Raw genomic sequence first — 24002 nt, forward strand, 5'->3', positions numbered from 1 at the left:
TAGATCATGAAGACCTATGGGCATTTCATTGCCGGCCGCCATGCGGCCGGCACGTCCGGCGTGACCGCCGATGTGTTCTGGCCGATGACCGGCGAGATCGCGGCAAAGGTCGCGCTCGCCGACAGCGCCGATGTCGACGCTGTCGTCGCCAGTGCGAAAGCCGCGCAACCGGCCTGGGGGGCAACCAATCCGCAGCGGCGCGCCCGCGTGCTGATGAAATTTCTCGATCTCGCCAATCAGGAGATCGACAGCCTGACCGATCTTCTGGCGCGCGAGCACGGCAAGGTTCTGGCCGATGCGCGCGGCGATATTCAGCGCGGCCTCGAAGTCATCGAATTTGCGCTCGGTGCGCCGCAGCTGATGAAGGGCGAGTTCACCGAAGGCGCAGGTCCCGGAATCGATGTCTATTCGATGCGCCAGCCCTTGGGTGTCGTCGCCGGCATCACGCCGTTCAACTTTCCGGCGATGATCCCACTCTGGAAGGCCGGTCCGGCGATCGCCTGCGGCAACGCCTTTATTTTGAAGCCGTCCGAGCGCGATCCAGGTGTGCCCTTACGTCTCGCAGAACTCTTCATCGAAGCGGGCCTACCACCCGGCATCTTCAACGTCGTCAATGGCGGCAAGGATGCAGTCGATGCCCTGCTCGATCACAAGGACGTCGCGGCCATCGGTTTTGTCGGCTCGTCCGACATCGCGCACTATGTCTATGAGCGCGGCGCGCATAACGGCAAACGCGTACATGCGTTCGGCGGCGCAAAAAACCATATGATCATCATGCCCGATGCCGATATGAATCAGGCCGTCGATGCGATCATGGGCGCGGCTTACGGTTCGGCCGGGGAGCGCTGCATGGCGATTTCGGTTGCGGTTCCTGTCGGCAAGGCGACGGCGGATAAATTCATCGCCGCGCTCGCGCCCCGCGTCGAAGCCATCAAGATCGGGCCGTCGACGGATCCGCAGGCGGAAATGGGCCCGCTCGTGACGAAAGCCCATCTCGACAAGGTGCGCGGCTATGTCGATCGCGGTGTTGCGGAAGGCGCAAAGCTCGTGGTCGATGGACGCAAGTTCAAAATGCAGGGCTATGAGAAAGGCTTTTATCTCGGCGCCTGTCTCTTCGACGATGTGACGAAGGATATGGACATCTACAAGGCCGAGATTTTCGGCCCCGTCCTCAGCGTTGTGCGCGCGAAGGATTATGACGAGGCGCTGCGCCTGCCGTCGGAAAACGAATACGGAAATGGTGTCGCCATCTTCACCCGTGACGGCGATGCGGCGCGCGATTTCGCGGCCAAAGTCAATGTCGGCATGGTCGGCGTCAATGTTCCGTTGCCGGTGCCGCTCGCTTACTACACCTTCGGAGGCTGGAAGCGCTCGGGCTTCGGCGATCTCAACCAGCACGGTCCGGATGCGTTCCGCTTCTACACCAAGACGAAAACCGTCACCTCGCGTTGGCCCTCCGGCGTCAAGGAAGGCGCCGAATTCGTCATGCCGTTGATGAAGTAGACCGCGCCTTCAGGCTTCGGTCTTCTCGGCGGTGATGTCCTGCTTGGTGCCGTACAGGCGATGCGGCACGCCGTCCCGATATTCGATATTGGCGGTAATGCGCACCCAGCGCGTTTTGCCAAGCGCGGTGTGGATTTCGAGATCGAGGGTGAAGCTTTCCTGCTTCTCGATCGCGCCGGCGCGGATCGTCTCGAGAGCGGCGCGCGACTCGTCCGTGTAGAAGCCGAGAGCTTCGCTGCGGGTGATGCGCATGCCGCGCGGCAGCTCGAAAAGGTCGTAGACCTCATCGCTCCAGGTGAGGTGTTCGAACGGCAGTTCGCATTCCCAGGTGCCGATGGCAGGTGTCGGAAGCGGCATTGGCATAATCGCGAGACTGGTGCGGTCTTTGAGCACTCAAGGCCCTCCCCAAAAGGCCGATTGATGATGCCTTACTAAAGTAGCAGGCGTGATTCTCCAATGCGGCACGGTTGCACCTGCGGCGCAGCTCCTATGCGATTTTCCGGACGGTAGTGAGGTATATCGGCGATACCGGGGCAAAGAGCGCCGGCCAATCACGGAGTGGATTTGTGGAATCCGAGGAAGCCTCACCGCTGCGGGCGCTGGGACGCGAGAGCGAGACGGAGTTTCTTGCCCTCAACAACGCTCATGAGGCGGAGCTGTCCTTTCTGGATGCGGCGAGCCTGCGGGCGCTTCTCGACAACGCCTTTTACGCCCGGCGTATCGGCGGTCTCGACGCGGCGCTGATCGCGCTCGATCAGGCGCATCCGAGCTATGCCAGCCCGAACTATCTCTGGTACCGGTCCCGCTATGCACGCTTCATCTATGTCGACCGGGTCGTGGTCGCAGCTTCGGCGCGCGGCAAGGGTCATGCGCGGCGGCTTTATGCCGATCTGTTCGAGGAGGCCCGGAAAGCGGGGCACGATCTTATCGTGTGCGAGGTGAATATCGATCCGCCCAATCCGGCGTCCGACCGATTCCACACGTCCTTGGGCTTTGAAGAAGTCGGTGCGGCCGAGATTCATGGTGGCACCAAAACCGTCCGCTATCTGGCGCGAAGGCTCGGGGCTTAAGCCGGCACGTAAGTCAGCATGCGTACGTACTTTCCGATGCGGTCTGAGTCACGAGGCGAAGCCGCGGTCGCGGTCGCGGTCGCGGTCCGACCAAATATCGCTTGCGTTTGTCGATCACGACGGGATGCAGGTAGATGCGATACTCATCGATCAGGCCAAGTTCCGTGAGGTTTTGCGCCAGCGTCGGGCTGCCAACCTTGATCTCGCGCTCGTCTGCGTTCCATTCGGGATGCTCGTCGTCCCAATGCGTATAATCCCGTATCGGCGCAAACCCCGTATGGCCGACATGGCCGTCGAGCGACCGGTTCATTCCGAAGACGAGTTTCGCCACGCCGATTTCCTTTCTTCGCGCAGCCCGACGCTGCGCGTTAACGGACCGTCGTGGCTTCAGGATTTATCTTTGGCGATCGGGACGACATCAATGGGCGTGCCGACACATCTCTGTTGATCGCGGTTTTTACGTACCTGCGAACCAATGGGCTCTAAACTTGCCCTTAACTTCGGTCGGTCATTTGGATCAGCAGTGGCTTCGCGCGACCTATACCTGCAGTAGCTTAAGAGTGGCATATCCATGCGTCTGATCGTCGGTACAATCATCGTCTTTGTCTGCGTGTTTGGCGGCTACGCGGCGATGGGCGGTCACCTCGTTGTCCTTTGGCAGCCGTTCGAGTTTGTTATCATCCTCGGTGCAGCGATCGGCGCCTTCATCATCGGCAACCCCGCGCCGGTGCTCAAGGCCGTGCCCGGCATGCTCGGCACGCTTATGAAGGGCACCAAGTACAAGCAGGAATGCTATGTCGAACTGCTGGGGATGCAGTATTCCTTGTACAAGCTTGCGAATCAGAAGGGCCTGATCGCGATCGAGCCGCACATCGAAAATCCGGGTTCTTCGACGCTGTTCAACGCCTTCCCGACTTTTGCAGCGAACCATCATGCGGTCGAGTTCGTCTGCGACTACATGCGCATGGTGACGATGGGCGCCAACAACGTCCACGAGATCGACGCTCTCATGGACGAGGAAATGGAGACGCATCACCAGGAGCAGGAGCGTATCGTTGCGTCCATGCAGTCTATCGCCGACGGAACACCGGCGCTCGGCATCGTCGCCGCCGTGCTCGGCGTGATCAAGACGATGGGGGCGATCACAGAGCCGCCAGAGGTGCTGGGACATCTGATCGGCGGCGCGCTCGTAGGTACGTTCTTCGGCGTCTTCGTCGCCTACGGCTTCTTCGGGCCCATGGCGCAATCACTCAAGGCCATCTTCGAGGCGGAATCCAAATACTACCTTTCACTCAAGGTGGGGCTCCTCGCCCACATCAGCGGCCAGCCGGCGGTGATGGCGGTGGAATTTGCCCGCAAGGCCCTGATGAGCGACGTCCGCCCGACCTTCAGCGAAGTGGAAGAGGCAACCGCCGCGCTGCCCGCCAACATCTAACGCAATCTCCAGCAGGACCCCGATGACCAACCCATTCCAGCCGATCATCATCAAGAAGATCAAGAAGGCCGCTCATGCGCACCATGGCGGGGCCTGGAAGATCGCCTATGCGGACTTCGTGACCGCCATGATGGCGTTCTTCCTGCTGATGTGGCTGATCAACATGACGACGCAGGAGCAGAAGAGAGGCTTGGCGGAATACTTCGCGCCGGGAAGCACCAGTGGCGCTGGCGGCGTCCTGATGGGCACTGCTCTAGACCAGTCAGGCAACAAGTCGTCGGCAATGGCGCTTCCCAACGCGGTGAGGGGTCCGGCCGAGCAGGACGACGGAACGCGCCCGACCAGTTCGGGCCGCACCAGCGACCGCGACCTCGGCCGCCCGGCCGCCGACGCGCAGGCCAACAACGCCATGGCCAGCATCCGGCAGGCGCTCCAGAAGATGCCCGACATTGCCGAGCTGTCGAACAACGTCGTGATCGAGCAGACCGAGGAGGGGGTGACTGTTTCCCTCGTGGACGAGGACGGCCGCTCGATGTTCCCCGAGGGCTCGACACGCCCCTACGAGCGCACCCGTCGCGCGCTGGAGGCGCTCGTGCCCGCCCTGCGCCTGTTGCCCAACCGACTGTCTGTCACCGGCCACACGGCCACTGCGCCCCCGGGCTCGGTGGCGGATGGCGATCCCTGGAGCCTAAGCGCCGGGCGCTCGCTCGCCGTGCGCGAAATCCTGCTTGTTGCCGGGCTCCCCAAGGACCACTTCGCCTCCGTGACTGGACGCGCCGACACCGAGCCGCTCTACCCCGACAATCCCTACCTCGCGCCGAACCGACGGGTGACGATCACGCTGCTCAATGCGGCCCCGCCGCTGCCCCCGAGCGTCTCTCCCTGACGACAAGGCGCCGGCAGAACGCCAAGTCCGATCCTGAGCGGTGGGAGTCGACCGTCCGGATCAAGGGTCCGCGGAATTCGTATCTGGAAGAGGTAGGCGTTGCCTGAACGGACGAGGTGGGGCGTGAGGCGCGCCACACGCCTCGATACAGGCGAATGGCGAAAAGTGTCCAGGCAAATGGCGGAGAGGGTGGGATTCGAACCCACGGTACCCTTGCAGGCACAACGGTTTTCGAGACCGTCCCAATCGACCACTCTGGCACCTCTCCGCGAGACGAGGGTTTGGTTGGGAGCGGGTGATGTATACGGGCCGCCCGCGCTGGGCAAGCCAAAGCTCGCGCGAGCAGCCTTTACGGTTCCAGCGCCAGTTTGGTCAGCGATTTGTAGACCGACACCGCCGTCGCCTGGTCGAGCCCGGCAACCGCCGCATTGAACTCGATGCCGACTTTGCAGCCCTCTTCCGGCGGCAGGCTTTCGACATCGCCGATCTTGCCGAGATTGTCCGGGTCGTAGCCGCTGCGCGAATAGGCGGTGGTCAGGACATCGATGAGATCGTTGACCTCGAGGATGTTCGCCTTTGAGGGGCTGTTCAGCGCGCTCTCGACCATTTCGGCCTTGATCTCGGTCTCGGCGCGGATGGGCTCCCTCAGGAGGCCTTCGACCTCTTCCTGGGTAAACCTCGGCACACCGAGATAATAGCCGACACAGGCATCCGGGCTCGTCTCGAGAAGGCGGATCGTCTCGGCATTGCGCTGCAGCAGCCGGTAGGTCGGCTCATCGCCCGCCTCTTCGACATAATAAAGGAAGTAGCCGGAGAGGATTTCGGCGCTTCCGGCGCCCGCTTGCTGGAAGACCCCCTCGGGGGAAAGGCCGCTGGACAAGACTTCGTTAACCTTGTCCTTCATCGCGGTTTCGATCTCCGGATGGATCTCGGCCAGGAGGGCATAGAGCTTTGAGGTGGTCTTGAGCTCGTCGAGGACCCGGTCGGCATCGGTGCTGCTCTCGGCCGGCTTGATGAAAAAGCCGCCGCCGAGAGTGGCAGCCGTTGTGCAGATGAGAAGGGCGACGACCCGAAGGAATTCGTTCCTGAGAAGCAGGCCGATCAAGGCCCCCATGCCGATTCCCAGAAGGCCGAAAAGCCCCGCCAGAACAGGCCCGGGAATTTCTGATAGGATGCCGATCAGCCCTTCCATGCCCCGTCCCCGCGAACCCTTTCAGGGGCGCAGCTTTTCCGCGAGGCGAGCGAAGGTCAAGGTTTCCGTTACCTTCGGTTGACGAAGTCCCCCTTCAGAGAGTATTCAACCTCCCGAGGGCGCGGGATGTATTTCCCGCGCCATTCGTTTCACCCATCCAGGCTGCCAAGAAGCCCGTCCATGAGGCGGGATCGAACACGGAGACTATGATGTTCGCAGTCATCAAGACCGGTGGGAAACAGTACAATGTTTCCGCCAATCAGAAGCTGACCGTCGGCCGCCTTGCGGGCGATGTCGGCTCCACCGTCGAGTTCGGCGATATTCTCGCTCTCGGCGGCGATACGCCGTCCTTCGGCGCGCCGTTTGTCGACGGCGCCCGCGTGATCGCTGAGATCGTCGAGCATTCGCGCGGCGACAAGGTCATCGCGTTCAAGAAGCGCCGGCGCCAGAATTCGAAGCGCAAGCGCGGCTACCGCGATGAGCAGACCGTTCTGCTGATCACGGACGTTCTGGCCAAGGGCCAGCAGCCGAGCGACAAGCCGAAGGCCGCCAAGAAGGCTGCCCCGGCCAAAGCAGATGCAGACAGCTCCGCCCCGGCCAAGAAGCCGGCGGCGAAGAAGGCGGCCAAGCCCGCCAAGACTGAGGAGTAAGACCGATGGCACATAAAAAAGCAGGCGGTTCTTCGCGCAACGGGCGCGACTCGGCCGGCCGTCGCCTCGGCGTCAAGAAGTCGGGCGGCCAGGCCGTTATTGCCGGCAACATCATCGTGCGTCAGCGCGGTACGACGTGGCATCCCGGCGCGAATGTCGGCATGGGCACCGATCACACTCTCTTTGCTCTCGTAAACGGCAAAGTCGAGTTCGTGTCCAAAAAAGACGGCCGCACGTACGTGACGGTCGCACCGGCAATGAAAGCCGCAGAATAAACGGCGGATCGAGCGACGGATCCGCCGGTGTCAGTTGACCCGGTGGAGCCGAAAAAGCTCCGGAATTCGAAGGGGAGACGGACACCACCGCCTCCCCTTCGTCGCATCTGGAGCACTGCAATGATCTGCGAAGAACTGGAATTTACTCAGAACGAGGACTGTATCCTCAGGACGGGCAGGCTGGTGCTGCGCCGTCCGCGAGCGGAAGATGCAACGGGCATCGCCTGTCTCGCCAACGATAGGGAAATCGCCGAAAACACGGCGCGTATTCCCTATCCGTACACGCTGGCGCATGCGGAAGCCTTCATCGCCTCGTCCAAAGAAGGCGATGAGCACGAGGCGCTGCTCGCTTTCGCGGAGGTGGACGGTGTCTGTACGGCGATCGGCATGGTCGGCGTCACCCTCGTCGAGGGTGTGCCGCAGGTCGGTTACTGGGTCGGCGCCGCCTATCGCGGCAAAGGTTTTGCGACGGAGCTTGCGCGCGCCATGGTCGATCACGTGTTCGAAACGACGGAGGCGGACAAGATCAACGTCTCCTGCCGAGTGACGAACACGGCCTCGCGCCGGGTGATCGAGAAGTGCGGCTTTCAGTGGTCGGGCTGCGGCCTCTCCTCCTCGATCGGCCTGAAGGGTTCGGTTCCGGTCGACCGGTTCCGCCTCGACCGGCGGATCTGGGAAAGCCTGATTGCCTGGGGTCATGGCCGGAGGGAACGATGGCCTGTAAACGCGCTTTCCGCTAAGCGGAATGCCGAAACGGTGACGCAATGAAATTTCTCGACCAGGCGAAAGTCTTCATCCAGTCCGGCACCGGCGGTGCGGGGTCGGTGAGCTTTCGCCGCGAGAAATTCATTGAGTTCGGCGGACCCAATGGCGGCGATGGCGGGCGCGGCGGCGATGTGTTTGCCGAATGCGTCGACGGCCTCAACACGCTGATCGATTACCGCTATCAGCAGCACTACAAGGCCAAGACCGGCGGTCATGGAATGGGCCAGGACCGCACCGGGGCCGGCGGCGACGATGTCGTACTCAAAGTCCCGGCCGGCACCCAGATTTTCGATGAGGACGGCGAAACGCTCCTGGCCGACCTCACGGAAATCGGCCAACGCGTGCTCCTTGCCAAAGGCGGCAATGGCGGTTTCGGCAATACACGCTTCAAGACCTCGACCAACCGCGCCCCGCGCCATGCCAATCCGGGCCTGCCGGGCGAAGAGCGCTGGATCATCCTGCGCCTCAAGCTCATTGCCGATGCCGGGCTTGTCGGCCTGCCCAATGCCGGCAAATCGACCTTCCTTGCGGCGGTGACGGCAGCAAAGCCCAAGATCGCCGACTATCCCTTCACGACGCTTCATCCAGGCCTTGGCGTGGTGCGCGTCCATAATCGTGAATTTGTCCTCGCCGACATTCCCGGCCTGATCGAAGGCGCCCATGAAGGCATCGGCCTCGGCGACCGCTTTCTCGGCCATGTCGAGCGCTGCCGCGTTCTTCTGCATCTCATCGACGGCACCTCGGAAAATGCCGGCGCCGCCTACAAGACCGTCCGCGCCGAGCTCATCGCCTATGGCGGCGGGCTGGAAGACAAGCCCGAGATCGTCGCTTTGACCAAAGCCGATGCGCTCGACGACGAGACCAAGAAAAAGCAGCTCGCCAGCCTGAAGCGCGCCTGCAAGCAGACGCCGCTTCTGCTCTCGGCCCATTCGGGCGCCGGCGTTCAGGAGGCCCTCAGTCTCCTCTTGCAGGTCATCGATAAGGACCGCGCCGTGGAGGCCGAAGCCCAGGCTCCGGTAACCGACACCGCATGGCGACCGTGACGCTTCACTGACTTTGTGATAGCGCCACTCCAATTCTCTTAAGCGGTTCGCCCCGTGTCCGTGCCCCAACTCATCCAGTTCCGCCGCGTCGTCGTCAAAATCGGCTCGGCCCTTCTCGTCGACGCCGAACAGGGCGCGCTGAAACGCGCCTGGCTGGAAAGCCTCGCCGAAGACATGGCCGCTCTCACCAAGCGCGGCGCGGACGTCCTTGTCGTCTCCTCCGGCTCGATTGCGCTCGGGCGCACCGTGCTCGGCCTGCCGGGCCGGGCGCTGCGCCTCGAGGAAAGCCAGGCGGCCGCGGCCGTCGGCCAGATCGCGCTTGCCCGCGCCTGGTCGGAAGTGCTCGGCGGGCACGGGCTGACGGCAGGCCAGATCCTTCTGACCTTGGGAGATACGGAAGAACGCGAGCGCTATCTGAATGCGCGCGCAACGCTGCAGCGCCTTCTCGATTTCAAGGCCGTTCCCGTCATCAACGAAAACGACACCGTGGCGACGACCGAAATCCGCTACGGCGACAATGACCGCCTTGCGGCGCGCGTTGCCACCATGGCCTCGGCCGATCTTCTCGTTCTCCTGTCCGATATCGACGGTCTGTACACCGCGCCGCCGCAGCGCGATCCCGATGCGAAACACATTCCTGTCGTCGAGCGCGTCACCGCCGAGATCGAAGCCATGGCGGGCGCCGCGGGTTCGGAGTTCTCGCGCGGCGGCATGAAGACCAAGATCGACGCGGCGAAGATCGCGACCAATGGCGGCGCGCATATGGTCATCGCGTCGGGCAAGGTTCTGCACCCGCTTCGCCAGATCGAGCAGGGCGGCACCTGCACCTGGTTCCTCGCGACCGGAAGTCCGTCCGCAGCGCGCAAGCGCTGGATCGCGGGCACGCTTGTCGCCCGCGGCTCGCTCTATCTCGACGAAGGTGCGGTGAAGGCGCTGCGTTCCGGCAAGAGCCTTCTTCCCGCCGGCGTGACGCGCGTCGAGGGCAATTTCTCGAACGGCGATGCGGTTGTCGTGCGCGATCCTGCCGGCAATGAAATCGGCCGCGGTCTTGTGGCTTATGACGCGGTGGATGCGATCAAGATCGCCGGAAAGAATTCGGCGGCCATCGAGGAAATCCTCGGCGCGCCGTTCCGCAGCGCCATGATCCATCGCGACGATCTCGTTGTCGGCGCGTAGGGGGCGGCAATGACGTCCCGTTTGCCTTCTTTTCCTATCCTGCGTGCGAACCCGCTCCCGCTTCGCTATATAAAGTCCCGATGAACCGTCCCGTCGCCAAGCCTTCCGGCAATCCGATAGCCGCGCTGATGTCCCGTCTGGGCAACTCGGCGCGGGCGGCGGCGCGCGTGCTGGCGCTGGCCGATGCGGCCACCAAGGACAAAGCGCTTCTTGCCATGGCTGCGTCGATCCGCACCCGCGCGGCAAAGATCCTTGCCGCCAACGAGGAAGATGTTGCCGCGGCGCAGAAGGCCGGCGCGAGCGCGGCGCTGATCGATCGCCTCATTCTGAACGCGGCGCGCATCGAAGGCATGGCTGCCGGTATAGAGGCCGTCGCCGCTTTGCCCGATCCGGTCGGGCGCGTACTTGCCGAATGGCAGCAACCCAACGGCCTGAAGTTCGAGCGCGTTGCAACGCCGCTCGGCGTCATCGGCGTGATCTATGAGAGCCGCCCCAATGTTACGGCCGATGCTGCGGCGTTGACGCTGAAATCCGGCAATGCCGTCATCCTGCGCGGCGGCTCGGACAGTCTGAAATCCTCCGCTGCGATTCATGAAGCTCTCGTCGAGGGCATCAAATCCGCGGGCCTTCCCGAAGGCGCAGTGCAGATCGTGCCGACCAAGGATCGCGATGCGGTCGGCGAAATGCTGTCCGGTCTTGACGGAAATCTCGATGTCATCGTGCCGCGCGGCGGCAAGGGTCTTGTTGCGCGTGTACAGACAGAAGCGCGCGTTCCGGTTTTTGCCCATCTTGACGGCAACAACCATATCTATGTGCACGCGCCCTGCGATCTCGATCTTGCGAAGAAGATCTTGCTGAACGCCAAGCTGCGCCGCACCGGCGTCTGCGGCGCAGCCGAGACTTTGCTCGTCGACAGGGCTCTGGCGGAAACGCATCTGAAACCGCTTGTGACCATGCTGCTCGATGCCGGTTGCGCCGTGCGCGGCGATGCGGCTGCCCGGAAAGCCGATCCGCGCGTCACGGAAGTCTCCGAGCAGGATTATGCGACGGAGTTTCTCGACGCCATCATCGCCGCCGGCGTCGTCGACGGCCTTGATGCCGCGATCGCTCATATCGAGCGTTACGGCTCGCATCACACCGACGCGATCATCACCTCCGATAAAACTGCCGCCGAACGTTTTCTGCGCGAGGTCGACAGCGCGATCGTGCTCCACAACGCCTCGACGCAGTTTGCCGATGGCGGCGAATTCGGCTTCGGCGCCGAGATCGGCATTGCCACGGGGCGTATGCACGCGCGCGGGCCGGTCGGGCTTGAGCAGCTGACAAGCTTCAAATATCGCGTCCGCGGCGAGGGGCAGACACGGCCGTGATCGCTCTGCCGCCGCATGCGCCCGGCATGCGCATCGGTCTTTACGGCGGGTCGTTCAACCCGCCGCACGCGGCGCATCTCATGGTCTCGAAAACCGCTTTGCGCCGTCTCGGGCTCGACCGGGTCTGGTGGCTGGTCACGCCGGGAAATCCCTTAAAGCCGCGCGCCGATCTGAAACCGCTCGGGGAGCGCCTCGAGCTGTCGGGCAAGCTCATCGACGACACCCGCATTTCGGCGACCGGACTTGAGGCCGAACTCGGCACGCATTTTACCGTCGATACGGTGGGCGCGCTGCAGCGGCTTTGCCCGGATGTGCGGTTTGTGTGGCTGATGGGGGCGGACAATCTCGCCCAGTTCGGCCGCTGGCGGGACTGGCGGACGCTGGCCGCGCGGGTGCCTTTCGCGGTGATCGACCGGCCGGGCTTCACCCACCGTGCCCTAAGGGGGAAGGCGGCTCTGGCCCTCTCCAAGCACCGGATCGATGAGAGCGATGCCGGCCTTCTGGCCGATCTTGTCCCTCCGGCCTGGACTTTCCTGCACGGCCCGCGCTCTAGCCTGTCCTCGACGGCCATCCGCGCAAAAACGTCACGCAAGTGAGGTAGAACTTCACTTGAACGAACCTTTACCGAATCCCTATATTGATTCGTGTGGCCGCATATGGGTGCGTCCCACAGCGTGAGTGAGGGCGAAAACACTGCAGATGTCTTTGTCTCAGGGGGCGGGCAAGAACACGCTCCCGAAAGGTGCCCCGGCCGCCGTCCCGGCCGCCGCGGACCTGAATTCGCTGATCCAAGGCCTCCTCGACGATGCGAAAGCCGAGAAGACCACCGTGATCGACCTGACGGGAAAATCCTCCATAGCCGACGTGATGATCGTGACCGAAGGGCGGGCCAACCGCCATGTCGCCGCGATCGCCGACCGCGTCGTCCGGGGCCTCAAAGAACAGGGGCATAAGGGTCTTCGCGTCGAAGGGCTGAACACCGCCGATTGGGTTCTGATCGATGCCGGCGATGTCATCCTTCACATCTTCCGTCCGGAAGTCCGCTCCTTCTACAATCTGGAAAAGATGTGGTCGGCGGATCGTCCGGTGGAGCGGATGGCGGTCTGACGCGTCTATAGTGCGGCAATGAAACTCCTTATTGCCGCCGTAGGTAAACTGAAGCACGGGCCCGAGGGTGACCTCGTTGCCCGCTATGCGGACCGCACTGTCCAGATCGGTCGCGCTCTGGCGCTAGCGCCCTTCGACATTCACGAAATCTCCGAAAGTAAAGCCAAGCGCGCCGAGGACCGAAAGCGCGAAGAGGCGGCAGGGCTGACCGAACTTCTCGTTCCCGGCGTGCTCATCGCGCTCGACGAGACCGGAAAAACCCTCACCAGCACGGAATTCTCACAACAGCTCGCCCGCTGGCGCGATGACGGCACGCAGACGGCGCAATTCGTCATAGGCGGCCCCGACGGCCTCGATCCCGCTCTGCGCGAGCGCGCCGTATTGACGATGAGCTTCGGGCGCATGACCTTGCCCCACCAATTGGTCCGTGCGCTGCTCGCCGAACAGATCTATAGGGCGGCGACGATTCTTGCGGGACATCCCTATCACCGCGAAGGTTAGGGCGGGGATAGCGATTCGCATCATGCGGCCACGGACGACACGACAGCTTATTGCCGGCGCCATCGGCGCGGGGCTGTTTGCCGTGGCGTTTTTCGCCGCGGCGCAGGAAACAGCGCCGGAAGCTGTTCCCGAGGAGCTGAATATCCGCCGCGAAAATCTCGGCAAGAGCGCCGAAGATCTCGGCCGCACCAAGGAAATGCAGCAGAAGCTGCGCGCCGAAATCCAGCAGCTTGCCGAAGAGCGCTCGCGCCTGTCGGCCGAACTCGTCGCGACCGCGGCGCGCGCCCGCGACACCGAGGCGAAGATGAGCGCGAGCGAGGCCAAGCTCGCCGATCTCGCCGACACCGAGAACGATATCCGCAAGAAGTTCGAAAGCCGGCGCGCCGTCGTCGCCGAGCTTCTCGCCGCTCTGCAGCGTATGGGCCGCAATCCGCCGCCGACGCTCCTCGTCCAGCCCGAAGACGCGCTCGCCTCGATTCGCTCGGCGATCGTCCTCGGTGCAGTGCTGCCGGAGATCCGTGAACAGGCGGAAGAGCTCGCCGCCGATCTCGAAGAACTGGGGCGCATCCGCCGTGAAGCGGTCCGCCATCGCAATCTCCTCGCCGCCGACAAAGCCGACCTCCTGGCGGCGCAGCAGCGCCTCGGCCTTCTGGTCGAGGTCCGGCAGACCAAGCTCAAGGAGCGGGAGCAGACCTTGGCGGGCGAAACCCGCAAGGCGGCCGAACTCGGACGCCAGGTGCAATCTCTCGAAGATTTGATTGCCCGTATGGAGAAGGATGTCGATGCCGCCAGGAAGGCCGCCGAGGCGGCTGCCGCGGCGCCCGAGCCGCCTCCGCCGCCCACCGGAGGCCCCCGCCAGGACCTCGCCGCCCTCTCGGACCCCGGGCGGATGGCCCCGGCGGTTGCCTTCGGTTCGGCCAAGGGCCTCTTGCCATTGCCTGTTTCGGGAACTCGTCTCAGGAGCTTTGGCGAGACCGACGATCTGGGCTCATCCCAGAAAGGGCTCACAATTTCGACGCGATCTCAGGCTCAAGTCACCGCGCCTTGTGACGGCTGGGTGGTGTATGCTGGGCCGTTCCGCTCCTATGGACAACTCTTGATCCTGAACGCCGGCGGCGGATACCATGTGTTGCTCGCCGGTATGGAAAAGATCAGCGTATCGCTAGGGCAGTTTGTGTTGACGGGTGAACCGGTTGCCGAGATGGGCGCCGCATCCGGCCAAATTGTCTCAGTGGTCGGGGGCGCCGCAAGACAGCCGGTGCTCTATGTCGAGTTCCGCAAAGATGGTCAGTCGATCGATCCCGGGCCTTGGTGGGCCCTCAATTCGGAAAAGGTTCGTGGATAATGCGTAAGACGACACTTGTTCTTGCAGGCGCCCTTCTCGGCGCGACCGCCATGAGTCTTGCCCGCGATCCGGACATTATCTCCAAGGCCTGGGCGGCCAATGCGGAGACCTACAAGAATCTCAATCTCTTCGGCGATGTGTTCGAGCGCGTCCGCGCCGACTATGTCGAAAAGCCCGACGACAAGCAGCTCGTCGAAAATGCCATCCAGGGCATGCTCAACGGGCTCGACCCGCATTCGAGCTATATGGACGACAAGCGCTATCGCGACCGCCAGGTGGATATCCGCGGCGAGTTCGGCGGCCTCGGCATCGAGGTCACGATGGAGAACAACCTGGTCAAGGTCATGTCGCCGATCGACGACACGCCGGCCTCCAAAGCCGGCATCCAGGCCAACGACATCATCACTCATATCGACGGCGAAGCGGTCGAAGGCCTGACCCTGCCGCAGGCGGTCGAGAAGATGCGCGGCGCGGTCAACACACCGATCCTGCTCAAGATCCTGCGCAAGGATTCGGAGCCGCTCGAGATCAAGCTCGTGCGCGACATCATCCGCATCCGCGTCGTCAAGAACCGTGACGAAGGCGATCTCGGCTATGTCCGTATCGCCCAGTTCACCGAGCAGACCGAAGACGAGCTGCTCAAGGCGATCGACACCATCAACAAGAAGATTCCGAAGGATAAGCTCAAGGGCTATGTCCTTGATCTGCGCAACAATCCGGGCGGCCTGCTCGACCAGTCGATCCGCGTCGTCGATGCGTTCCTGAATCGCGGCGAGGTCGTGTCGACCCGCGGCCGCAAGCCGGAAAACATCGACCGCTATTCGGCCCGTCCGGGCGATGTGATCGACGGCAAGCCGCTGATCGTGCTCGTCAACGGCGGTTCGGCCTCGGCCTCTGAAATCGTCGCTGGCGCTCTGCAGGACCACAAGCGCGCGACGATTGTCGGTACGCGTTCCTTCGGCAAGGGCTCGGTCCAGACCATCCTGCCGCTCGGCCCGAACGGCGTGAACGGCGCTCTGTCGCTGACGACGGCGCGTTACTACACGCCGTGCGGCCGCTCCATCCAGGCGACGGGCATCGAGCCCGACATCCTGATCGAGCCGAAGATTCCGGACGAGCTGAAGGGCAAGGACCGGATGCAGGGCGAAGCGGGTCTGCGCGGCCACCTGCGCGGCACGAACGAGGACGCTAAGGATGCGCGTCCGGCGGCTCCCGTCTCTCAGGAAGAGATCAAGAGCGAAGAGAAGAAGACCGACGCCGACGGCAAGAAGGAAGAGGGCGGTTCCTCCGCCTATGTGCCGCCGGATCCGAAGGACGACGTGCAGCTGCAGCTCGCTTACGAGCTGATCCGCGGCGCCAAGACCGACGGCAAGTTCCCGCCGAAGCCCGGCGAGCTGTCGTCCGAGTGCTCGCAGGTCGCCAAGGCCTCCGGCACTCCGGCCAAGAAGAGCCAGGCGAACTAAGCGCCGATAGGCTCAGCCACTACCGAGAATCACAGGCGGCGGATAACATCCGCCGCTTCTGATTCTTGAGGTTCGCGCGAGTGGCGGCGGACGACCTGGACACACCTCTCGGCATGAACGAACGGAAGAAGCGCCGTTTGCCGAATGTTGCGCCGGTCGTCGCCGGCATTGTCGCTACGATTTTCGGCATCGGCATCGCCTGGGTCATGCTGATCGACAATCCGCTCGGCGGCGAACCTGTGGCCGTCGTCGCCATCGATCGCACCAAGCCGCAGGCGGGCCAGTCCAAACAGACCGCAGCTCCCTCACAGCAGAATCAGGCTCAGGGCGCGCCGCCGCAATCGGCCAAGGATCAATCGGGTCAGCCCTCTGCCGAGACGGCGAGCAAATCCGGCCCGCTCATCATCAAGGTGCCGCAGAACGGCGCGCCGTCAGGCCCCTCCGTGATGGGCCAGGGCGATACGGTGGTCTCCGAAGCGTCGAAATACGGCATGGTGCCGAAGATCGGTGCCGACGGCCGCAAGCCCTCCGACATCTTCTCGAAAACCTCCGTCGCCGAAGCAGAAGACAAAAGGCCGAAGATCGCCATTCTGATGGGCGGGCTCGGCGTCGGCCGCGAGGCGACGAACGAGGTGTTCGAGAAACTGCCGCGCACGATCACGCTCGGCTTCCCGCCCTATAGCGACAATCTCGAACAATGGGTCGCCCGGGCGCGTGAGGAGGGGCATGAGATCATGCTCCAGGTGCCGATGGAGCCGTTCGATTATCCGAACAACGATCCCGGCCCGCAGACGCTGCTGACCTCGCTGCCCGCCGCCGCCAATATCGATCGTCTGCTCTGGGTGATGAGCCGCACCGGCGGCTATTTCGGTGTCACCTCCTATATGGGCGCGAAGTTCACCGCGTCCGAGGAGGCGCTTGCGCCGGTTCTCACCGAGATCGGCCGCCGCGGCCTCGTCTTCGTCGACAATGCCTCTTCGCCGCGAAGCCTCGTCTCGAAGGTCGGTCCCGAGACCGGCACGATTACCGCCCGCGCCGAGCTTGTCATCGATGCGACACCGAATGCCGACGATATTGATGCGGCTCTCGTGCGGCTCGAGGAAAAGGCGAAGAGGGAAGGCGCTGTGATCGGATTTGCCAGCCCTCTGCCCATCACCATTGCCCGCCTCGAGGCCTGGGCCGGCCAGCTCACCTCCAAGGGCATTGCCCTCGTGCCGGTCAGCGCGGTGGTAAAGCGTTTCAATCCTTCCTAAATTCACTTCCATGCCGAAACTGCCCTACCGCCCCTGCGTGGGCGTGATGCTCGTCAACCGGGACGGACTTGCCTTTGTCGGCAAGCGCGCGCCCGGCGGCAATGAGCCCACCGAAAATGTCTGGCAGATGCCGCAGGGCGGCATCGACGAGGGCGAAGATCCTTATGAGGCGGCGCTGCGCGAACTCTATGAAGAGACGAACGCAAGCTCGGTCGAGCTGATCGGCTCCACGAAAGGCTGGGTCACCTACGATCTTCCGCCCGAACTCGTCGGCGTCGCCTGGAAGGGGAAGTATTGCGGCCAGAAGCAGAAATGGTTCGCGCTGCGCTTCACCGGCAAGGACAAAGAGATCGATGTGAAGAAGCCGGGCGGCGGCAAGCACCGGCCGGAATTCGAAGACTGGCGCTGGGAGAAGATCGAAAAACTCCCCGGCCTGATCGTGCCGTTCAAGCGCGCCGCTTATGAAGAAGTCGTCGCCGAGCTTCTGCCGCTGGTGAAGGCGTGAGCGACAAACCCTATCGTCCCAATGTCGGCGTCGTGCTGTTCAACCGCGAGGGCCTTGTTCTTGCCGGCCACCGTTTCGCGTCGTCCGGTCCGGAAACCATCGATCCCGCCACCGCCTGGCAGATGCCGCAGGGCGGCATCGACGAGGGCGAGGACGTGGTGGAAGCCGCGCGCCGCGAACTCTGGGAAGAGACGGGCGTGAAATCGGTGTCGTTTCTCGCAAAGACCGACGAATGGTGGTTCTACGATTTCCCGCCTTACTCAGGCCCGCAGACGCACAAGCTCGCGCCCTTCCGCGGCCAGCGGCAGAAATGGGTCGCCTTCCGGATGGAAGGCGGGCTCGATGAGATCCAGATGGATGTCGAAGGCTGTGTGGAAGATCCGGAATTCGACGCCTGGGGCTTCTTCCCGCTCAGCGTCCTGCCGCGCCTCGTCGTGCCGTTCCGCCGCCCGGTCTATGAGAAAGTCGCGGAAGCGTTTGCGGGGTTTGCTGCGCCGGTCTGACTCACACCGGCCAATCACCCAGATTCCAGGCCGAGTCCCAGAACATCCATTCGAGCTGCGTGGCGCGCGTAAAGGCGTGGTGCATCGCCTTCAGCGTTTCAGGCGAGGCCTTTGCCGCGACGCGGTCAGTCGTTGCGATCACGGCGGCGACGGCATCGTGGAATTCCTGGCCGGCATAAGTGTCGATCCAGGCCTGGTAATTGTTCGGGGAAGCGGCTTCCGCATGGATGGCGCGGCCGACTTCGGCATAGATCCAGAAACAGGGCAGCAGCGCCGCCAGCACCACCGGATAGGGCTCGGCCCAGGCGGTCGCGATCAGGAAATTCGAATAGTGATGGCAGACGGGCGAGAGCGGCGTGCTCTCGAAATCCGCAGGCGTCACCTTGAAGCGCTGGAAGTAATCGGCGTGCAGTGCCCGCTCGACGATGATCGCGACCTTGGCGCCTTCCGAAAACTGCACGATGCCGTCCGGATCGTCGGCCTTGGCGGCGGCAACCGCCAGCGCGCGGCCGAAAGCGATCAGGTAATGCGCGTCCTGAATGATGTAGTGCTTGAAGCGGTCCTCGGACAGCGAGCCCTCTTTCAGCGCCACGTTGAAGGGCATGGCGCGGATGGTGTCGTAGAGCGCCTTGTTGGCGGTCCAGGCATCGGTGCTGAAGGACATTCAGACGCCTCCGGGTGCGGATATGAAAAAGCCCGGCTGGCCGGGCTTTGAAGATCAGTGAGCTGCGGCGGTCGCTTGCGCGCGCAGATCCTTCAGCCAGTCGAGGCGCTCCTGCGCCCGGCGCTTGGCTTCGTCGGAATGGGCGTGGCCGAGAGCGGCCTCCGCAATTTCGATTTCCTTGGCATAGACCGCGCCGTCGAGTTCGGCCGCCGGGACGGCGAAATCGGCGAGGATCGTCAGGCCGTCCGGGTTCACTTCGGCAAAGCCGCCGCGGACATAGAAGACCTGCTCGCCGCCGCCCGCCGCCTTGATGCGGACGAAGCCCGGCTTCAGCACGGTGATGAAGGGCGCGTGCTGCGCCAGCACCGTGAATTCGCCCTCGACGCCGGCAGCCGTCACGGCTTCGGCCTGCTCGGAGACGAGCAGCTTTTCGGGGGAGACGAGTTCGAAGGCGAAAGAAGCCATGACCTTGATTCCTTACGCGCGGCGTCCGACGACGACACCGGCGCCAAGGCCGATGAGTGCGCCGATCGCGGCGAAGATGCCGATATGCTGCCACTGGTCGGAGGTCAGCTCACCGCCGCCCTCCGCCCGGCCTTCGCCGGTGATCTGGATGTTCAGACCGGGGAGCTTGATCTCAGCCGATTGCGGCCGGGTCACATAGCCGACCAGGGCGCCGGCGATGAGGCCGATCACAAGAAGAAGCGCCTTGGTGTTCACCGGTCAGAACCTTTCGATCAGGCCGCTTCGGCGGCGAGTTTCTGAGCCTTCTCGATGGCTTCCTCGATGGAGCCGACCATGTAGAACGCCGCTTCCGGCAGATGGTCGTACTTGCCTTCGACGAGGCCCTTGAAGCTCTTGATCGTGTCTTCCAGCGCAACGAGCTTGCCCGGCGAGCCGGTGAAGATTTCGGCGACGTGGAAGGGCTGGCTCAGGAAGCGCTCGATCTTGCGGGCGCGGGCGACCGCGATCTTGTCGTCTTCCGAAAGCTCGTCCATGCCCAGAATGGCGATGATGTCCTGCAGGGCCTTGTAGCGCTGCAGCGTCTGCTGGACCTGACGGGCCGTGTTGTAGTGCTCTTCGCCGACGATGGCGGGCGAGAGCATGCGCGAGGTCGAGTCGAGCGGGTCGACCGCCGGGTAGATGCCCTTTTCGGCGATCGAGCGCGACAGAACGGTCGTCGCGTCAAGATGGGCGAAGGAGGCGGCCGGCGCCGGGTCGGTCAAGTCGTCGGCCGGCACGTAAATGGCCTGCACCGAAGTGATCGAACCCTTGTTCGTCGTGGTGATGCGTTCCTGCAGCGCGCCCATGTCGGTCGCGAGCGTCGGCTGATAGCCGACGGCCGAAGGAATACGGCCGAGAAGCGCCGACACTTCCGAACCCGCCTGCGTGAAGCGGAAGATGTTGTCGACGAAGAACAGCACGTCCTGGCCCTGGTCGCGGAAGTTCTCGGCGACCGTGAGGCCGGTCAGAGCGACGCGGGCGCGGGCGCCCGGGGGCTCGTTCATCTGGCCGTACACAAGGGCGCATTTGGAGCCGGCGGTCGAACCGCCGTTTTCCTTCGGGTCCTTGTTGACGTTCGACTCGATCATCTCGTGATAGAGGTCGTTGCCTTCGCGGGTGCGCTCGCCGACGCCGGCGAACACCGAATAGCCGCCATGGGCTTTCGCGACGTTGTTGATGAGCTCCATGATCAGAACGGTCTTGCCGACGCCGGCGCCGCCGAACAGGCCGATCTTGCCGCCCTTGGCGTAAGGCGCCAGCAGGTCGACGACCTTGATACCCGTGACGAGAATTTCGGCTTCCGTCGCCTGTTCCGCATAGGACGGCGCGGGCTGATGGATGGCGCGCACGCCGCCGACCGCCTCAATGGGGCCGGCTTCGTCGACCGGCTCGCCGATGACGTTCATGATGCGGCCGAGCGTGGCTTCACCGACCGGCACCGAGATCGGCGCGCCGGTGTCGATGACTTCCTGACCGCGCGTCAGACCTTCCGACGTGTCCATGGAAATGCAGCGGACGGTGTTCTCGCCGAGATGCTGGGCGACTTCGAGGACGAGGCGGTTGCCCTGGTTCGTCGTTTCGATCGCGTTGAGAATTTCCGGCAGGTGATCGTCGAACTGCACGTCGACGACGGCGCCGATGACCTGGGAGATGCGGCCCTTCGCGCCTGCGGCCTTCTTGGCCGATGCTGCTTTCGCCATGATACCTGTCCTCTTCGTCTATCCGGTCAGAGCGCTTCGGCGCCCGAGATGATTTCAATGAGTTCTTTGGTGATCTGCGCCTGACGCGAGCGGTTATAGTTCATCGTCAGCTTCTTGATCATGTCGCCCGCATTGCGGGTCGCATTGTCCATCGCGCTCATGCGCGCGCCCTGTTCGGACGCGGCGTTCTCAAGCAGAGCGCGGAAAATCTGGATCGCGACGTTCTTCGGCAGAAGCTCGGCGAGAATTTCCGCCTCGTCCGGCTCGAATTCGTACGGCACGGCCGGAGCCGCGGTGCCTTCCGGCAATTGGGCCGGAATGATCTGCTGCGCCGTCGGGATCTGCGCGATCACCGATTTGAAGCGCGAGAAGAACAAAGTGACGACGTCGAACTCGCCGGCCTCGAAACGGTCGATGACCGCCTGGGCGATGCTCTGCGCGTTCACAAAGCCGACCTGCTTCACTTCGCGCAGATCGACGGTCGGGTTCAGGCGGCTCGCGAACGTACGGCGGAGAATATCCGCGCCCTTGCGGCCAACCGGCAGGATCGTGACGTCCTTGCCTTCGGCGAGCAGACGCTCGGCATGCTGGCGGGCAAGACGCGAGATCGAGGAGTTGAACGCACCGGCAAGACCGCGCTCGGCGGTCGCGACCAGAAGAAGGTGCTTCTTGTCGGCGCCCGTGCCGCGGAGCAGCAACGGCGCTTCCGGTGAGTCCTTCATGCCGGCGGCAAGATTGGCCAGCACGCGGTCCATGCGCTCGGCATAGGGACGCGCCGCTTCGGCCGCCGTCTGCGCGCGACGCAGCTTCGCCGCGGCGACCATCTGCATCGCCTTGGTGATCTTCTGCGTCGCCTTCACCGAGGCGATGCGGTTGCGGAGGTCCTTAAGCGAAGCCATTCGCTCGTTTCTTTCTTAGATCAGGCGAAGGTCTTGGCGAACGAGTCGACGGCAGCTTTGAGCTTTTCGCCGGTCTCTTTCGACAGTTCCTTGGACGTGCGGATCGAGTCGAGAATGTCTGCGTGCTTGGAGCGCAGCGCGTTCAGGAGGCCCGTTTCGAACGGGCGGACCTGCGCGACCGGCAGCGTATCCAGATAGCCGTTGGTGCCGGCCCAGATGACCGCGACCTGTTCTTCGACCTTGAGCGGCGAGAACTGGCCCTGCTTCAGAAGCTCGGTCAGGCGGGCGCCGCGGTTCAGGAGGCGCTGCGTCGTCGCATCGAGATCCGAGCCGAACTGCGCGAAGGCCGCCATTTCGCGGTACTGCGCGAGCTCGCCTTTGATCTTGCCGGCAACCTGCTTCATCGCCTTGATCTGGGCGGCCGAGCCGACGCGCGACACCGAGAGGCCGACGTTCACCGCCGGACGGATGCCCTGATAGAACAGGTCCGTTTCGAGGAAGATTTGGCCGTCGGTGATCGAAATCACGTTGGTCGGGATATAGGCCGACACGTCGTTGGCCTGCGTCTCGATGACGGGGAGGGCGGTCAAGGAACCCGCGCCGTTATCGTCATTGAGCTTCGCCGCGCGCTCGAGGAGACGCGAGTGGAGATAGAAGACGTCGCCCGGATAGGCTTCGCGGCCCGGCGGACGGCGCAGCAGCAGCGACATCTGGCGGTAGGCGACGGCCTGCTTGGACAGATCGTCATAGGCGATGAGGGCATGGAGGCCGTTATCGCGGAAATATTCGCCCATGGCGCAGCCGGCGAACGGCGCCAGGAACTGCATCGGGGCCGGATCGGAAGCCGTGGCGGCGACGACGATCGAATACTCAAGAGCGCCCTGCTCTTCGAGCACCTTCACGAACTGCGCGACGGTCGAACGCTTCTGGCCGATGGCGACATAGACGCAGAAGAGCTTGGCCTTCTCGTCCTTGCCCTGATTGATCGGCTTCTGGTTCAGGATCGTGTCGAGGATGACGGCGGTCTTGCCGGTCTGGCGGTCGCCGATGATCAGCTCGCGCTGGCCGCGGCCGACCGGGATCAGGGCGTCGATCGCCTTGAGGCCCGTCTGCATCGGCTCATGCACCGATTTGCGCGGAATGATGCCGGGGGCTTTCACGTCGACGCGGGCGCGCTTCTTGGCGTTGATCGGGCCTTTGCCGTCGATCGGGTTGCCGAGCGCGTCGACGACGCGGCCGAGAAGTTCGGGGCCGACGGGAACGTCGACGATGGCGCCGGTACGCTTGACCGTGTCGCCTTCTTTAATGTCGCGGTCCGAACCGAAGATAACGACGCCGACATTGTCGGTTTCGAGGTTCAGGGCCATGCCGCGAATGCCGCCGGGGAATTCGACCATTTCACCGGCCTGGACCTGGTCGAGGCCGTAAATGCGGGCGATGCCGTCACCGACGGACAGAACCTGGCCGACTTCGGAGACTTCGGCTTCCTCGCCGAAATTCTTGATCTGATCCTTCAGGATCGCGGAGATCTCTGCGGCGCGGATATCCATCAGCGCACCTCTTTCATGGCGGTTTGAATGGCGGAAAGGCGAGTTTTCAGGGAGGCGTCGACCATGCGGCTGCCGAGCTGCACGATGATGCCGCCGATGATCGAAGGATCGACCTTAACATCGATCTCAACATCCTGGCTGGTGACGTCCTTCAGAGCGGATTTGATGTCCTTCAGGCGGGCATCGTTCATCGGCTCGGCGACGGTCACCTTGGCGGTCAGCTCGCCGCGCGCCTTTGCAACGATCGCGCGGAAAGCGCGGATCATGGCGTCGACCGCAAACAGGCGGCGGTTCTTGGCGGCAAGCTTGATGAAATTGGCGGCAAGACCGGTGAATTTGGCCTTGTCGAAAATGGCGGAGATGGCAGCAAGCTGCTCTTCCGCCGAGAAAACGGGGCTTTTGACGAGGCGCTTCAGATCGGCGGAGCTATCGAGAAGCTCATCGAAACGCTGCAGATCTTTCAGAACGGCGTCGACGGATTTGGACTCCTCGGCAAGCTCATACAGCGCCGTCGCGTAGCGGCCGGCCATGCTCGTCGGGGTCGCGTCGTTTGCTGACACGGATGGCGATCTTTCGTCGTCCAGTTCAGGGGCTTGTTCAGGTCGCTTCCGGCCTGCCTAAACCCTTGAAATATCGTGGTGTT

27 protein-coding genes, 1 tRNA gene and 1 pseudogene are annotated in these 24002 nt (G+C 63.4%); 18 read left to right on the forward strand and 11 right to left on the reverse strand.

Features of this window, described 5'->3' with window-relative positions; translation table 11 throughout:
* Positions 1 to 6: 6 nt before the first annotated feature.
* Positions 7 to 1503 (forward strand): CoA-acylating methylmalonate-semialdehyde dehydrogenase, encoded by a 1497-nt coding sequence (locus IZ6_RS00685; protein ID WP_222876117.1) that lies wholly within the window; start codon positions 7 to 9, stop codon positions 1501 to 1503.
* Between the two features lie 9 nt (positions 1504 to 1512).
* On the opposite strand, the gene IZ6_RS00690 is transcribed toward IZ6_RS00685, so the two are convergent.
* On the reverse strand, positions 1513 to 1896 hold the full coding sequence (locus tag IZ6_RS00690) for a PAS domain-containing protein (protein ID WP_222876118.1): 384 nt from the start codon (positions 1894 to 1896) through the stop codon (positions 1513 to 1515).
* 173 nt (positions 1897 to 2069) lie between these two features.
* Between IZ6_RS00690 and IZ6_RS00695 the strand changes: the two genes are divergently transcribed.
* The gene (locus IZ6_RS00695) at positions 2070 to 2573 is read left to right on the forward strand and encodes a GNAT family N-acetyltransferase (RefSeq protein ID WP_225873955.1); all 504 of its coding nucleotides are present in this window, start codon (positions 2070 to 2072) and stop codon (positions 2571 to 2573) included.
* Here the strand turns inward: IZ6_RS00695 and IZ6_RS00700 are convergent.
* Positions 2570 to 2904, reverse strand: a pseudogene (locus IZ6_RS00700) (dihydrofolate reductase family protein). The gene IZ6_RS00695 and the pseudogene IZ6_RS00700 overlap by 4 nt on opposite strands.
* Positions 2905 to 3144: 240 nt before the next feature.
* Here IZ6_RS00700 and motA point away from each other — a divergent pair.
* Positions 3145 to 4008 carry a flagellar motor stator protein MotA gene (gene motA / locus IZ6_RS00705; RefSeq protein ID WP_222876119.1) on the forward strand — a complete coding sequence of 288 codons (864 nt, stop codon included), beginning with the start codon at positions 3145 to 3147 and terminating at the stop codon, positions 4006 to 4008.
* A gap of 22 nt (positions 4009 to 4030) precedes the next feature.
* The gene (locus tag IZ6_RS00710; protein ID WP_222876120.1) at positions 4031 to 4894 is read left to right on the forward strand and encodes a flagellar motor protein MotB; all 864 of its coding nucleotides are present in this window, start codon (positions 4031 to 4033) and stop codon (positions 4892 to 4894) included.
* A gap of 178 nt (positions 4895 to 5072) precedes the next feature.
* Here IZ6_RS00710 and IZ6_RS00715 read toward each other — a convergent pair.
* Positions 5073 to 5162 (reverse strand) — tRNA-Ser (locus tag IZ6_RS00715).
* 81 nt (positions 5163 to 5243) lie between these two features.
* The gene (locus tag IZ6_RS00720) at positions 5244 to 6086 is read right to left on the reverse strand and encodes a hypothetical protein (protein WP_222876121.1); all 843 of its coding nucleotides are present in this window, start codon (positions 6084 to 6086) and stop codon (positions 5244 to 5246) included.
* A 206-nt stretch (positions 6087 to 6292) separates the two neighbouring features.
* On the opposite strand from IZ6_RS00720, the gene rplU reads away from it, so the two are divergent.
* The 14 genes from rplU to IZ6_RS00790 all read left to right on the forward strand — a co-directional run bounded on the left by rplU (position 6293) and on the right by IZ6_RS00790 (position 18042).
* Complete coding sequence (rplU, locus tag IZ6_RS00725) at positions 6293 to 6736, forward strand: 50S ribosomal protein L21 (RefSeq protein WP_225873956.1); 444 nt, start codon at positions 6293 to 6295, stop codon at positions 6734 to 6736.
* Between the two features lie 5 nt (positions 6737 to 6741).
* The gene (gene rpmA, locus IZ6_RS00730; RefSeq protein ID WP_222876122.1) at positions 6742 to 7011 is read left to right on the forward strand and encodes a 50S ribosomal protein L27; all 270 of its coding nucleotides are present in this window, start codon (positions 6742 to 6744) and stop codon (positions 7009 to 7011) included.
* Between the two features lie 120 nt (positions 7012 to 7131).
* On the forward strand, positions 7132 to 7779 hold the full coding sequence (locus tag IZ6_RS00735) for a GNAT family N-acetyltransferase (protein WP_222876123.1): 648 nt from the start codon (positions 7132 to 7134) through the stop codon (positions 7777 to 7779).
* Positions 7776 to 8819, forward strand: a complete 1044-nt coding sequence (gene obgE / locus IZ6_RS00740) for a GTPase ObgE (protein WP_222876124.1) — start codon at positions 7776 to 7778, stop codon at positions 8817 to 8819. Before IZ6_RS00735 ends, obgE begins: the two co-directional genes overlap by 4 nt.
* Before the next feature lie 54 nt (positions 8820 to 8873).
* The gene (gene proB, locus IZ6_RS00745; RefSeq protein WP_222876125.1) at positions 8874 to 9995 is read left to right on the forward strand and encodes a glutamate 5-kinase; all 1122 of its coding nucleotides are present in this window, start codon (positions 8874 to 8876) and stop codon (positions 9993 to 9995) included.
* Positions 9996 to 10075: 80 nt separating this feature from the next.
* On the forward strand, positions 10076 to 11365 hold the full coding sequence (locus IZ6_RS00750; protein WP_222876126.1) for a glutamate-5-semialdehyde dehydrogenase: 1290 nt from the start codon (positions 10076 to 10078) through the stop codon (positions 11363 to 11365).
* A 26-nt stretch (positions 11366 to 11391) separates the two neighbouring features.
* Entirely contained in the window at positions 11392 to 11961 is a 570-nt protein-coding gene (locus tag IZ6_RS00755; RefSeq protein ID WP_222877496.1) for a nicotinate-nucleotide adenylyltransferase, read from the forward strand.
* A gap of 103 nt (positions 11962 to 12064) precedes the next feature.
* Positions 12065 to 12472, forward strand: coding sequence for a ribosome silencing factor (gene rsfS / locus IZ6_RS00760; RefSeq protein WP_222876127.1), 408 nt, complete (start codon positions 12065 to 12067; stop codon positions 12470 to 12472).
* A gap of 18 nt (positions 12473 to 12490) precedes the next feature.
* Complete coding sequence (gene rlmH, locus IZ6_RS00765) at positions 12491 to 12973, forward strand: 23S rRNA (pseudouridine(1915)-N(3))-methyltransferase RlmH (protein ID WP_222876128.1); 483 nt, start codon at positions 12491 to 12493, stop codon at positions 12971 to 12973.
* Between the two features lie 22 nt (positions 12974 to 12995).
* Positions 12996 to 14318: a murein hydrolase activator EnvC family protein gene (locus IZ6_RS00770; protein ID WP_222876129.1), complete on the forward strand. Its 1323-nt coding sequence runs from the start codon at positions 12996 to 12998 to the stop codon at positions 14316 to 14318.
* Positions 14318 to 15781: a S41 family peptidase gene (locus tag IZ6_RS00775; protein ID WP_222876130.1), complete on the forward strand. Its 1464-nt coding sequence runs from the start codon at positions 14318 to 14320 to the stop codon at positions 15779 to 15781. The genes IZ6_RS00770 and IZ6_RS00775 overlap by 1 nt, the downstream gene beginning before the upstream one ends.
* 80 nt (positions 15782 to 15861) lie before the next feature.
* Positions 15862 to 17034: a divergent polysaccharide deacetylase family protein gene (locus IZ6_RS00780; protein WP_222876131.1), complete on the forward strand. Its 1173-nt coding sequence runs from the start codon at positions 15862 to 15864 to the stop codon at positions 17032 to 17034.
* Positions 17035 to 17044: 10 nt separating this feature from the next.
* Positions 17045 to 17539 (forward strand): RNA pyrophosphohydrolase, encoded by a 495-nt coding sequence (locus IZ6_RS00785; protein WP_222876132.1) that lies wholly within the window; start codon positions 17045 to 17047, stop codon positions 17537 to 17539.
* Positions 17536 to 18042: an RNA pyrophosphohydrolase gene (locus IZ6_RS00790; RefSeq protein ID WP_222876133.1), complete on the forward strand. Its 507-nt coding sequence runs from the start codon at positions 17536 to 17538 to the stop codon at positions 18040 to 18042. The genes IZ6_RS00785 and IZ6_RS00790 overlap by 4 nt, the downstream gene beginning before the upstream one ends.
* A gap of 1 nt (position 18043) precedes the next feature.
* Here the strand turns inward: IZ6_RS00790 and tenA are convergent, their stop codons facing one another.
* From tenA to IZ6_RS00825, 7 genes are read right to left on the reverse strand one after another with little or no spacing between them, the layout of a single operon-like run.
* Positions 18044 to 18706 carry a thiaminase II gene (gene tenA, locus IZ6_RS00795; protein ID WP_222876134.1) on the reverse strand — a complete coding sequence of 221 codons (663 nt, stop codon included), beginning with the start codon at positions 18704 to 18706 and terminating at the stop codon, positions 18044 to 18046.
* Between the two features lie 54 nt (positions 18707 to 18760).
* A complete protein-coding gene (locus IZ6_RS00800; RefSeq protein WP_222876135.1) occupies positions 18761 to 19171 on the reverse strand; it encodes a F0F1 ATP synthase subunit epsilon in 411 nt (136 codons plus the stop codon).
* 12 nt (positions 19172 to 19183) lie between these two features.
* Positions 19184 to 19426: a hypothetical protein gene (locus IZ6_RS00805; protein ID WP_222876136.1), complete on the reverse strand. Its 243-nt coding sequence runs from the start codon at positions 19424 to 19426 to the stop codon at positions 19184 to 19186.
* Positions 19427 to 19443: 17 nt separating this feature from the next.
* Positions 19444 to 20910, reverse strand: coding sequence for a F0F1 ATP synthase subunit beta (atpD, locus tag IZ6_RS00810; protein ID WP_222876137.1), 1467 nt, complete (start codon positions 20908 to 20910; stop codon positions 19444 to 19446).
* 26 nt (positions 20911 to 20936) lie between these two features.
* A complete protein-coding gene (locus IZ6_RS00815) occupies positions 20937 to 21809 on the reverse strand; it encodes a F0F1 ATP synthase subunit gamma (protein ID WP_222876138.1) in 873 nt (290 codons plus the stop codon).
* A 20-nt stretch (positions 21810 to 21829) separates the two neighbouring features.
* The gene (gene atpA / locus IZ6_RS00820; protein WP_222876139.1) at positions 21830 to 23359 is read right to left on the reverse strand and encodes a F0F1 ATP synthase subunit alpha; all 1530 of its coding nucleotides are present in this window, start codon (positions 23357 to 23359) and stop codon (positions 21830 to 21832) included.
* The gene (locus IZ6_RS00825) at positions 23359 to 23919 is read right to left on the reverse strand and encodes a F0F1 ATP synthase subunit delta (RefSeq protein ID WP_222876140.1); all 561 of its coding nucleotides are present in this window, start codon (positions 23917 to 23919) and stop codon (positions 23359 to 23361) included. Before IZ6_RS00825 ends, atpA begins: the two co-directional genes overlap by 1 nt.
* Positions 23920 to 24002: the final 83 nt, after the last annotated feature.

Source organism: Terrihabitans soli, from assembly GCF_014191545.1.
In the GTDB taxonomy this organism is placed as follows: domain Bacteria; phylum Pseudomonadota; class Alphaproteobacteria; order Rhizobiales; family Methylopilaceae; genus Flaviflagellibacter; species Flaviflagellibacter soli.